The organism is Cellulomonas triticagri (genome assembly GCF_003696205.1).
GTDB classification, from domain to species: domain Bacteria; phylum Actinomycetota; class Actinomycetes; order Actinomycetales; family Cellulomonadaceae; genus Cellulomonas; species Cellulomonas triticagri.
This window is the reverse complement of sequence record NZ_RFFI01000129.1, coordinates 1-11,396: the sequence shown is the minus strand read 5'-3', so window position 1 is coordinate 11,396 and position 11,396 is coordinate 1. Positions and strand designations below refer to the sequence as shown.

At 77.2% G+C, this 11,396-nt stretch carries 6 protein-coding genes and 2 pseudogenes; 1 reads left to right on the top strand and 7 read right to left on the bottom strand.

The features are described 5' to 3' along the window. The 7 genes and pseudogenes from EBM89_RS17575 to EBM89_RS17545 all read right to left on the bottom strand — a co-directional run. Positions 1-305: pseudogene (locus EBM89_RS17575) on the bottom strand (ribonuclease Y); the annotation flags it as partial. Positions 306-612: 307 nt separating this feature from the next. Further along, positions 613-1,095: a regulatory protein RecX gene (locus EBM89_RS22250; RefSeq protein WP_233571829.1), complete on the bottom strand. Its 483-nt coding sequence runs from the start codon at positions 1,093-1,095 to the stop codon at positions 613-615. 1,214 nt (positions 1,096-2,309) lie between these two features. Next, positions 2,310-3,299 (bottom strand): annotated as a pseudogene (gene recA, locus EBM89_RS17565) (recombinase RecA); the annotation flags it as partial. A gap of 249 nt (positions 3,300-3,548) precedes the next feature. Further along, positions 3,549-4,343, bottom strand: coding sequence for an MBL fold metallo-hydrolase (locus EBM89_RS17560; RefSeq protein ID WP_122150935.1), 795 nt, complete (start codon positions 4,341-4,343; stop codon positions 3,549-3,551). Beyond that, the gene (locus EBM89_RS17555; protein WP_233571828.1) at positions 4,340-6,439 is read right to left on the bottom strand and encodes a phage holin family protein; all 2,100 of its coding nucleotides are present in this window, start codon (positions 6,437-6,439) and stop codon (positions 4,340-4,342) included. Before EBM89_RS17555 ends, EBM89_RS17560 begins: the two co-directional genes overlap by 4 nt. A gap of 32 nt (positions 6,440-6,471) precedes the next feature. Then, positions 6,472-6,705 carry a DUF3046 domain-containing protein gene (locus tag EBM89_RS17550; protein ID WP_122150938.1) on the bottom strand — a complete coding sequence of 78 codons (234 nt, stop codon included), beginning with the start codon at positions 6,703-6,705 and terminating at the stop codon, positions 6,472-6,474. A gap of 92 nt (positions 6,706-6,797) precedes the next feature. Continuing rightward, the gene (locus tag EBM89_RS17545) at positions 6,798-7,010 is read right to left on the bottom strand and encodes a hypothetical protein (protein WP_122150933.1); all 213 of its coding nucleotides are present in this window, start codon (positions 7,008-7,010) and stop codon (positions 6,798-6,800) included. 90 nt (positions 7,011-7,100) lie between these two features. On the opposite strand from EBM89_RS17545, the gene EBM89_RS17540 reads away from it, so the two are divergent. Then, positions 7,101-11,396: DEAD/DEAH box helicase (locus EBM89_RS17540; RefSeq protein ID WP_122150932.1), on the top strand; the 4,296-nt coding region annotated here is incomplete at its 3' end.

Genomic DNA, 11,396 nt, shown 5'->3' with positions numbered 1-11,396 from the left:
GACGCCGCCGCCTGGTCGGCCGCCTCCCGGCGCAGGTCCCCGGCCGCGTCCTGGGCGGCCCGGGCGGCCCGCTCCCGCTCGACGGCGGACCGCTCCGCCGCCGACGCGTTCTCCTCGCGCTCCACCGCGCGCGCCTCCCGGCGCTGCGCGTCCGCCAGCACGTTCCGGGACTCGTCCCGGATGTCCCGCACGTCGTCCGCCGCCTGCTGCCGCACCGCGGTCGCCTCGCGGCGCGCGAGCAGCACGAGCACCAGCGCGACCAGGCACGCGGCGAGCAGGCCGACCACGATCACGCCGTCCTGCATGGGGTGCACCTTCCTCGTCGTCGACGCGCCGGGGCGATCCCCTCCCGCACCGGGACCGGGCGAGCACCGGGTGAACCGCGGCACGAGGTCACCATTGTTCCCCACCCGCGGCCCCGGACCCGCACGTCCGGGCCACGGATGCTGGCCGTGTCGCCGCGGCGGGTCCCCGCGTGCGGCGGCGAGGCGCGTTCTCCGGGTCTCCGGCCACGCGGCCGGCGCCCCGCTGGTCTGCCAGCACGCGGGTGGACCGTTCGGGGGCGAGCACTCCGCGCGGGGCCGACGCGGGGACCCACGACCGCGGGGGGCGTCAGGTCCAGGGACCGTCGTCCGAGGAGTCCTCGCCCTCGGCGGCGAGCTCCTCGCGCACCACACGCGACACCAGCGAGCCGCCGTACCCGCGCCGCCCGAGCGCACCGTACGCACGACGCAGCCGGACCTCGCGGTCGAGGCCCCGGGTCGCGCGCAGCTTCTTGCGGGCGAGCGCCCGGGCCGCCGACTCCTCATCGTCGTCGTCCACCTGCTCCAGCGCCTCGGCGGCGACGACGTCGTCGACGCCCTTGCGGCGCAGCTCCTGGGCCAGCGCACGCCGGGACAGCCCGCGCTCCTCGTGGCGGCTGCGCACCAGGATCTCCGCGTACGCGGCGTCGTCGACCAGACCGACCTCCGTGAACCGGTCGAGCACCCGGTCGGCGACGTCCTCCGGCACGTCGCGCCGGGCCATCGCCTCGGCGAGCTGGGCGCGGCTGCGGGGCGCACCCGTGAGCAGGCGCAGCGCGACCGTCCGCGCCACCTGCTCCGGATCGGGCTCCGCGTCCGCCGCCGCCGACCCCGACTCCGGGGGCTCCGACGCGGGCGCACGGCGACGCCCGCCCCACGACGACGACCTGCCGGAGCCCGAACGCCGACCACCCCGGGTGGAGACCCGTGCGGGATGGTCGGCCCCGTGCTCGTCGTCGGGGTACGCCTCGTCGGCAGGCCGGGACGTGCGCGGCGCGGCGAACGGAGTCCGCTCCTCCGAGCCGGGAGCGTCGGGGGCGTCTGAGACGCCAGGTGCGCTGATCGCGTCTCGTGCACCCTCGGGGCCGGGGCTGCTCGCTGCACGAGCCCCGCCGTCCGCACCTGCTGCGGCCGAGGTGCTCGCGCGGCCTGCCGCTCCCCGGGTGCCCGAGGCGCTACGGGCGTCCGCGGCGGTGCGGGCGTCCGAGGCGGTGCGGGGGCTCGATGCGCTGCGCGTGCTCGATGCCACCGGCGCGCTGGACGTGCCGGTAGCGCCCGGGGTGACGCTGCGGTGGAGCGCGTCGAGCCGACCGCGCAGGTCGTCCGCGACACGGCGCTTCTCCGCGGGGTCGGCGATGCGGGTCACGTCCGGGTCCGGCCCGCCGCCGAGCGGCGAGAGGTCGGCGACAGGCTCGAGAGGGCGGCCCGGGACCGCCGGGTCGACCGCGCGCGACCCGCCCGCAGGTCCGGAGACCTCGGGATCGCGCCGCGTCGACCGAGCAGGCACACGGCCCGCACGGGGTCGCGCCGCACCGGCACCCCGGACGCCGCCGGGCGGGCCGGGGGCTGCATCCGTCTCGGGCCCGGGTCCGGTCGTCGGGCGTCGCGGGGCGCTCAGCCAGTCCGTCGCGGGCGCGGGTGCGTCGTCGTCCCAGACGGACGGCGACGAGGCGGCGGCCGCCACCGTCGTCCAGGACGCCGCGGCGTCCCCGGCGACCGTCGGCGCGGCCCCTGCCCACGCGGACGACTGCGCGTCGGTGTCCGACCATGCGGAGTCGCCGGCGGCACCGCCATCGCCCGGACCGCCGGGCTGTGCCCAGGCGTTCTCGCCGCCGTCCGGCACGTCCCACGCCGACTCCTCGTCGTGGGACGTGCCGGCGTGGGACCTGCCGTGCGGGGACGTGCCGTCCGTGCCGGGCCGGGTGGGGCGGCGGGACGGGTCGTGCGTGGTCGACATCAGAAGTCGACCTTCACCTCCGCGCCCGCGGGCACCTCGACCTTGACCCCGATACCGAGCTTCTCCTTGATCTTGCGCTCGATCTCCTCGGCGAGCTCGGGGTTGTCGCGCAGGAACTTGCGCGCGTTCTCCTTGCCCTGGCCGAGCTGGTCGCCCTCGTAGGTGAACCAGGAGCCGGACTTGCGCACGAACCCGTGCTCGACGCCCATGTCGATGAGGCCACCCTCGCGGGAGATGCCGACGCCGTAGAGGATGTCGAACTCGGCCTGCTTGAAGGGCGGGGCCATCTTGTTCTTGACGACCTTGATGCGGGTGCGGTTGCCGACCGCGTCGGAGCCCTCCTTGAGGGTCTCGATGCGGCGGATGTCCATGCGGACCGAGGCGTAGAACTTGAGCGCCTTGCCACCGGTGGTCGTCTCGGGCGAGCCGAAGAACACGCCGATCTTCTCGCGCAGCTGGTTGATGAAGATCGCGGTGGTGCCGGAGGCGTTGAGCGCACCGGTGATCTTGCGCAGCGCCTGCGACATGAGGCGGGCCTGGAGGCCGACGTGGCTGTCGCCCATCTCGCCCTCGATCTCGGCCTTGGGCACGAGCGCCGCGACGGAGTCGATGACGATGATGTCGATCGCGCCGGAGCGGATCAGCATGTCCATGATCTCCAGCGCCTGCTCGCCGGTGTCCGGCTGGGAGACGAGGAGCGCGTCGGTGTCGACGCCGAGCTTCTTGGCGTAGTCGGGGTCGAGCGCGTGCTCGGCGTCGATGAACGCGGCGATGCCGCCGGCGCGCTGGGCGTTGGCCACGGCGTGCAGGGCGACCGTCGTCTTGCCGGAGGACTCGGGGCCGTAGATCTCGACGACGCGGCCCTTGGGCAGGCCGCCGACGCCGAGCGCGACGTCGAGCGCGATGGAGCCGGTCGGGATGACCTCGACGGGCGGACGGCCGTCGTCGCCGAGGCGCATGATCGAGCCCTTGCCGAACTGGCGGTCGATCTGGCTGAGGGCGGCCTCGAGTGCCTTCTCGCGGTCCTGGGGAGCGGCCATGGTGTCACCTGTCGTCTCTCGTGCAGCGTCGCGCTGCGCCTACGGGGGCTGGTCTCCGTGTCGTTGCTGTGACGCTATGCCCGACCACCGACATGCACCCCGATCCCGTCCACAGCCCGCACGCCCGCCCCCACCTGGGGACGACCTCCGGCCTGCGCGACGACCTCGCGGCGCGTCACCGCGACCCACTGTAGCCGAACACCTGTTCGACTCCGCGTGCACGACGCGCCGGTGTGTCGTGGGGCGCGATCAGGCCCGGCGGCGGCCCGGCAGGGCGTCGAGCCGCACCGACTCACCGGGCTCCAGCACCACGGGCTCGACCTCGCCCCGGCGGGCGAGCGCCCGCGCGAACGCGGGTCCGGCCCGGTCAATCCACCCCGGCGGGAGGCCGCGCGAGGCGGGGGCGTGCAGGGTCCCCCAGTGCACGGGCACCGCCCAGCGGGCGCCCACCGCCTCGCACGCCTCGGCGGCCTGGACGGGGTCCATGTGCCCGCCCGACAACCGCGGGCCCCAGCCACCCACGGGGACGAGGGCGACGTCGACCCGCGCGCCCACGACATCAGGCAGATGCCGCATCCCCGCGTACGGCGCCGTGTCCCCCGCGAACCACACGACCAGGCCGGGCGCGGCGACGAGGAAGCCGTGCGCGGCGTTCGGCCGGTGCGGCATCGGCCGGTGCCCGTGGTCCGCCGGGACGGGCCGCACCCGCACGGAGGAGCCGGGGACGGGCCACCACTCCCCCTCGACCACGCCGACCGCGCCGCGCACGCCCCGGCGGGCGAGCCAGTGCGCGTTGGCGGGCGCGGACAGCACCGGGGCGTCGCCGAGCAGCCGCAGGGAGCCGAGCTCGGCGTGGTCGTGGTGCAGGTGGGACAGCAGGACGGCGTCGGGCTCGGCCCAGTGCTCGCGGCGCGGCGGGCCCGACCGGCGCCGCAGCAGCCCCGCGTGCGGGCGCAGCAGCGGGTCGGTGAGCAGCCGCACCCCGCCGACGTCCAGGACCACGGACGCGTGACCGAGCCAGCGCAGCACCGCCCCGTCGGTCATGCCCGCGCCGCCGACCCGGTCGTGCGCAGCCCCAGCGCGGCGGCCCAGCGCAGCAGCTGCTCGTGGACCGCGTCGGCGCCGACGGGCATCCGCTCGTCGCCGACCGCGGACAGCAGGTCGTCGTCCACGGGCAGGTCGGCGGGATGCAGCAGGACCGCGAGGTTCTGCGCGCCGCCGAGGCCGCCGTGCGACCCGACCTGGCCCTCGAACGCGTGCACGTGCCCGGCGTCGGTGACGTCGGACAGCACCACGAGGTCGCCGACGTGCCCGAGCCGCCCGAGGCGCCGCAGGTCCGCGAGCGCCCCGGGGCCGTAGCGTGCGAGCGGGTCGGTGCCCTCGACCACGACCGGGGTGCCCTGCTCGAGCCACGCGACGCCGCCCGGGCCGACGGCGAGCAGCCCGCGCGCGGCCGTGTCGACCAGCACCAGGCCGATGCCGGGGGTCGCGGCGAGCCCGCGCAGCAGGCCCGGCCAGCGCTGCTCGACCTCCTCCAGCACGAGGCGGCGTCCGACGCGCGGGAACCACACCATGCCGAGGTTGCCGGAACCGGTGACCGCGACCTCGGGCAGCTCGGGGGTGTCCGGTCGGCGGACCGGGCCGAGCACCATCGACGAGGTGTCGCCGCGCCGGACGGCGACCGACGCGAGGAACGCGTTCAGCGGCCCCCACTCCTCGTCGCCCGCGGCCTGCACGGCGTCGGTCTCCGGGCCGCCCGGCTCGGCCATGTGCCGGCGCACGACGTCCGCGAGGGTCTGCCCCGACCGCTGCTCGAACGTCTCGCCGAGCGACTGCCCGTGGTCGGACAGCACGACGACCCGGTAGTCCCGGGGTGCCGCCTCGGCCACCCGCACCAGCGTGGACAGGACGCCGTCCAGGCCCTCCAGCGCCCGCAGGGACTCGGGTCGGGTGGGTCCGGCGTGGTGGGCGATCTCGTCGTAGTCCACGAGGTCCACGAAGACGACCGGCGCGCCCCGGACCAGCTGCTCGGCGACGAGCGACGTCGCGAGGTCGCGCAGCAGCACGTTCGTGACGCCGCGCAGCACCACGTACCAGCCGCGGCGCGGCACCCGGGGGCGGACGTCGCGCAGCCGCTGGCGGCGCCCCTGGTAGAGCTCCTTGACCATCTCCCCCACGGTGAGCGTCACCGCGCGGGCCAGCACGAACGGGCTCGCGAAGAACCGCAGGTACGGCGTGCCGGGGCCGATGCCGCGCCGGGCCTGGCTCATCACGAGGAACTGCCGCGCGGCGTCCCCGGAGAACATCGTCGCGACCGCCGCACCCCCGTCGGCGAGCAGCCCGCGCCCGTCGGACAGCCGCCGCTCGACCAGCGCGGCGTCGTCCGGGTGGTTGGTGACGACGACCCGCCCGGCCTCGTGGTCCCACCACCGGAACGAGCAGATCCCGTCGGCCGCGCCGTGCAGCAGCCCGGCCTGGCTCGCCGGGGTCGTGGAGGGCGCCTGCGCCCACCAGGTGCGCAGCTCGTGGCTGCCGGAGTCCACCCACCGGCTCATGGTCGGCACGAGCCCGGCCTCGACGGCCTGGGCGAGCACGGGTGCGGCGACGCCGTCGAGCTGGACGACGAGCAGCCCCGGCTGCCGCGCCCCCGGCGAGGCTTCCGAGGCGACCCCCTCCGCGCGGTCCGCCCGCCGGGCGCGCGCCCGGGCCCGGCGCAGCACGTCCCCCACGACGTAGTCCGAGTCCGACGCGCCCCACACCCAGCGCCCGACCGCCATGACCAGCCCGGCGATCACCAGCACCGGGACGACGGCCCACGCGTTCCTGACGCCGACGCCCGGGGCGACGCTCAGTGCCAGCCACAGGACCGCGACCTGCGCGCCCAGCCCGGCGAGCAGCGCGCCCATGGCGCCGCCGACCCGGGCGAGCACGCGCAGGGACGGCCGCAGCAGCAGGTCCCCGACCCCGACCACGAGGGCCGCGAGCGCCACCGACCCCGGGTTCGCGGCCGTCACGCCGTCCACCAGGGCGATGGCGGCACCGAGACCCAGCGCGGTGGTGACCAGGCTCAGCAGGGCGTCGCCGACGTCGCTGAGCGTGACCGACCACCAGCGCGAGCGCGGGCGGTGCGGGGACGGCACCACCTCAGCGTGCCACGGCCGACCCGCAGGCGTCAGCGGCGCGGCGGCGCCTGGCGGTGCTGGTCGTGGCCCCAGCGCTGCGGGTCCGGGATGTCGAGGGCGTCGCACAGCGCGTGCCAGACGTCGCGAGGCTCCACACCCGCGTCGAGCGCCTGCTCGGCGGTGCGGTTGCCGAGCCGGTCCAGGACGAGCTCGCGCACGAGCGCGCGGCCGTGCCCGCTGCCGAGCACCTCGTCGACCAGCTGCCAGAACTCGCGGTAGCGCAACACACCCTCCTGATCGGCACGGTCCCGTCGTGCCCACCCGAGCGTAGGCCGCGCGGCGAGCGGTCCTCCACACGGCGGCCCGTCCGGGGCGCTCAGCGCCGACGACGGACCTCGCGCACGAACCCCGCCACGCCGAGCACCCCGCCGGCCACGAGCAGCGCGACCCCGACGCCGAGCACCGACGGTGCCCGGGTCACGCCGAGCAGCACCAGCACGGCCCCGCCGATCTCGAGCGTCACGAAGGCCGGCAGCCAGCGCGCCCACCGCGGGTCCGGCCCCGGCCCGCGCGCCCCGTCGTCCGTCATGACCCGAGCGTGGCACGGCGTCGCGGCACCGGCACCCCGCGCTCCCGCCACCGGGGCGCGCGTGTCGGTGGCTCGGGCCAGAATGGCGCGGTGACCCCGCGCTCCACCCCCGTGCCGTCCCCGGGCGCCGCGACGTCCGCCGACGTCCTGGCCCGGTTCTCGGAGCCGACGCAGGACTGGTTCCGGGGCGCGTTCGCGGAGCCGACCGCGGCCCAGGCGGGCGCGTGGGACGCGGTGTCCACGGGCCGGCACGCCCTGGTCGTGGCGCCGACGGGGTCCGGCAAGACGCTCGCGGCCTTCCTGTGGGCGCTGGACCGGATCACCGCGGAGCCCCCGGCGCCGGACGCCGACCCGCTGCAGCGCTGCCGGGTGCTGTACGTGTCGCCGCTGAAGGCGCTCGCGACGGACGTGGAGCGGAACCTGCGCTCCCCGCTGGTGGGGGTGCGGCAGGCGGCGACCCGCCGCGGGGTCGAGCTGCCGGACGTCCGGGTGGGGGTGCGCACGGGCGACACCCCGCCGAGCGAGCGCCGGGCGTTCGCGACGAAGCCGCCGGACATCCTCATCACCACGCCGGAGTCGCTGTTCCTGGTGCTGACCTCGGGTGCCCGTGCGGGGCTGTCGGGGGTGCGCACGGTGATCCTGGACGAGATCCACGCGGTCGCGGGCACGAAGCGCGGCGCGCACCTCGCGGTGTCGCTGGAGCGCCTGGACGCGCTGCTCGACCGCCCGGACGGGCCCGGCCCGGCGCAGCGGGTGGGCCTGTCGGCGACGGTGACGCCGGTGGACCGGGTCGCGGCGTTCCTGTCGGGCGGGCGCGCGCCCGCGGACGGCGGGCGCGAGGTCGTGGTGGTGCAGCCGCCGTCGACCAAGGAGATCCGGGTGGACGTCGTGGTCCCGGTGCCGGACCTCACGGACCTGGGGGCGCCGCTGCCCGACGGCTCGCGCCCGGGCACGGGTGACGGGCTCGTACCGCTGGCGCCCGGCGAGGCGGACCTCACGGGTCAGGCGGCGGGGTCGGGGGCGCCGCGCCCGTCGATCTGGCCGCACGTCGAGGAGCGGGTCGTGGACCTGGTCGCGGACCACCGGTCGACGCTGGTGTTCACCAACTCGCGGCGGGGCGCCGAGCGGCTGACCGCCCGGATGAACGAGGTGTGGGCGGAGCGGCAGGGCGAGGACGTCCCGGACCCGCAGACGCTGTGGGCCGCGCAGGTGACCGCGCAGTCCGGGACGGCGGTGGGCGTGGACGCCCGGGACGCGGAGACGATCATCGCCCGCGCGCACCACGGGTCGATGAGCCGCGCGGAGCGCACCCGCACCGAGTCCGAGCTCAAGGCGGGGCGGCTGCCCGCGGTGGTCGCGACGTCGTCGCTGGAGCTCGGCATCGACATGGGCGCCGTGGACCTGGTGGTCCAGGTCGGGGCGCCGCCGTCCGCGGCGAGCGGGTTGCAGCGCATCGGGCGCGCGGGTCACCAGGTCGGCGCGGTGTCGCACGGCGTGGTGTTCCCGACCAACCGGGGCGACCTCGTCCCGGCGGCGGTCACCGCGCTGCGGATGCGGGCGGGGCAGATCGAGCCCGTGCACGTGCCCGCCAACCCGCTCGACGTGCTCGCGCAGCAGGTCGTCGCCATGGTCGCGACCGAGGACTGGACCGTCACCGACCTCGCCGCCGTGGTCCGCCGGGCGGCCCCGTTCGCGACGCTCGGCGACGCGACGCTGCGGGCGGTGCTCGACATGCTCGCGGGCCGGTACCCGAGCGAGGAGTTCGCCGAGCTGCGCCCCCGCGTGGTGTGGGACCGCGCGACCGACGTGCTCAGCGGCCGCCCCGGCGCCCTGCGCCTCGCGGTCACCAGCGGCGGCACCATCCCCGACCGCGGCCTGTACGGCGTGTTCCTCGCGTCCGGCTCCGAGACCTCCGACGTGCCCGTGGACCCGGAGCGCAGCGGCGGCCGCACCCGGGGCGGCAAGCGCGTCGGCGAGCTCGACGAGGAGATGGTCTACGAGTCGCGGGTCGGCGACACGTTCACGCTCGGGTCGAGCACCTGGCGCATCGAGGACATCACGCCCGACCGCGTCCTGGTCACGCCCGCTCCCGGGGTCCCCGGTCGGCTGCCGTTCTGGAAGGGCGACTCCCAGGGCCGGCCAGCGTCCCTCGGGCGCGCCATGGGTGCGTGGGCGCGGGAGGTCGCGGAGCTCCCCCAGGCCGAGGCGCGCGAGCGGACCTCGGGCGCGGGTCTCGACGCGTGGGCCGGTGACAACCTCCTCACCTACCTGCGCGAGCAGCAGGAGGCCACGGGTGTGCTCCCGAGCGACACGACGGTGGTCGTGGAGCGCTTCCGCGACGAGCTCGGCGACTGGCGCGTGGTCGTGCACTCCCCCTACGGCGCGCGGGTGCACGCCCCGTGGGCGCTCGTGCTGGGCGCGCGGCTGCGGGAGCGGTTCGGGGTCGACGCCGCTGCCATGCACGCCGACGACGGGATCGTGCTGCGGCTGCCGGACATGCTGGCGGCCGCCGCGGACCCCGTGGGCGACCTGCTCGGCTGGTCCGCCCCCGACGCGGGCGGGGTCCCGGACGCCGCGGGCGCCGGGGACGTCGTGCCCGTGGACGCCGCCGACCTGCTCATCGAGCCCGACGAGGTCGCCGACGCCGTGCGCACCGAGCTCGGCGGCTCCGCGATGTTCGGCGCCCGGTTCCGGGAAGCCGCCGCCCGGGCGCTGCTGCTGCCCCGGCGGCGCCCGGACCGGCGCCAGCCCCTGTGGCAGCAGCGGCAGCGCTCCGCGCAGCTGCTCAGCGTCGCGTCCCGGTACCCGGACTTCCCGATCCTGCTGGAGGCCGTCCGCGAGTGCCTGCAGGACGACTTCGACATCGACGCGCTGGTCGACCTCATGCGCGACGTGTCCGCCGGGCGGATCCGCGTCGTCGAGGTGACCACCACCCGGCCGTCGCCGTTCGCCCAGTCGCTGCTGTTCGGGTACACCGCGCAGTTCCTCTACGACGGCGACGCCCCGCTCGCCGAGCGCCGCGCGGCCGCGCTGACCCTGGACCCGACGCTGCTGGACGAGCTGCTGGGCTCCGGCGGCGGCTCGCAGATCGCCGACCTCCTCGACCCGGACGCCGTGCTGCGCACCGAGGCCGAGATCTCCGGCACCGACCCCGACCGGCAGGCCCGCACCGCCGAGCAGGTCGCCGATGTGGTGCGCCGGCACGGACCGCTGCCGCTCGCGGGCGTCGAGGCCCGCACCCGCGAGGAGGTCCGCCCGGAGGTCGCGGGCTGGCTCGCGGACCTGGAGCACGCCCGACGCCTGATCCGGGTGCGGATCTCCGGGGTCGGGTCCGCGGACGCCGAGCAGTGGGCGGCCGTCGAGGACGCCGGGCGGCTGCGGGACGCCCTCGGCGTGGCCCTGCCCGTCGGCGTGCCCGAGGTGTTCACCGAGGTGCTGCCCGACCCGCTCGGAGACCTGCTGCGCCGCCACGCCCGCACCCACGGGCCGTTCCCCGCCGTCGCGGTCGCCGCGCGGTTCGGGCTCGGCACCGCCGTGGTCCAGTCCGCGCTGCGCCCCCTGGAGCGGGCCGGGGTGCTCGTCCAGGGGCGGCTGCGCCCCGACACCCTCGGCGGTGTCGGGGACGAGTACTGCGACGCCGACGTGCTGCGGACCCTGCGCCGGCGGTCGCTCGCCGCGCTGCGCTCCGAGGTCGAGCCCGTGGAGCAGGTGGCGCTCGGGCGGTTCCTGCCCGGCTGGCAGCAGGCCACCGTCCGACCCGGACCCGGGACCGGGGCGGCCGGCACGGGCGGGCTGCGCGGGGTGGACGGGCTGGCGCGCGCCGTCGAGCAACTCGCCGGGGCCGTCGTGCCCGCGTCCGCGCTGGAGTCGCTGGTGCTGCCCGCCCGGGTGCGCGACTACTCCCCCGCCCTGCTGGACGAGCTCACCGCGTCCGGCGAGGTGCTGTGGTCCGGCCACGGGACGCTGCCCGGCAACGACGGGCTGGTCTCGCTGCACCTCGCGGGCACCGCCGACCTCACGCTGCCGCTGCTCGACCCCGACGGCCCGCTGTCCGGCCTCGCCCTGCCGCCGACGGGCGAGGACGGGGGCGATGGCACCAGCCAGCTCGGCAGCCCGCTGCACCGGGCCCTGCTCGACGCGCTGCGCGGCGGGGGCGCGTACTTCGTCACCGCGCTCGGCCCCCGCGTCGCCGATGCGCTCGCGCCGGAGCCGCCGCCGTCGCAGGCCGCCCTGGTGGACGCGCTCTGGGACCTGGTGTGGGCGGGCCTCGTCACCAACGACGGGCTCGCGCCGCTGCGGGCCCGGCTCGCGGGCGGTCGCACCAGCCACAAGACCGCCGCCTCCGCGGCGCCGCCGCGCGCCCGCGCGCTCACCATGGGCAGGCAC

Coding starts and splice junctions, on each gene's coding strand:
- EBM89_RS17560 (WP_122150935.1), bottom strand. CDS start 4,343: ATGACCGACGGGGCGGTGCTGCGCTGGCTCGGTCACGCGTCCGTGGTC.
- EBM89_RS17545 (WP_122150933.1), bottom strand. CDS start 7,010: ATGACGGACGACGGGGCGCGCGGGCCGGGGCCGGACCCGCGGTGGGCG.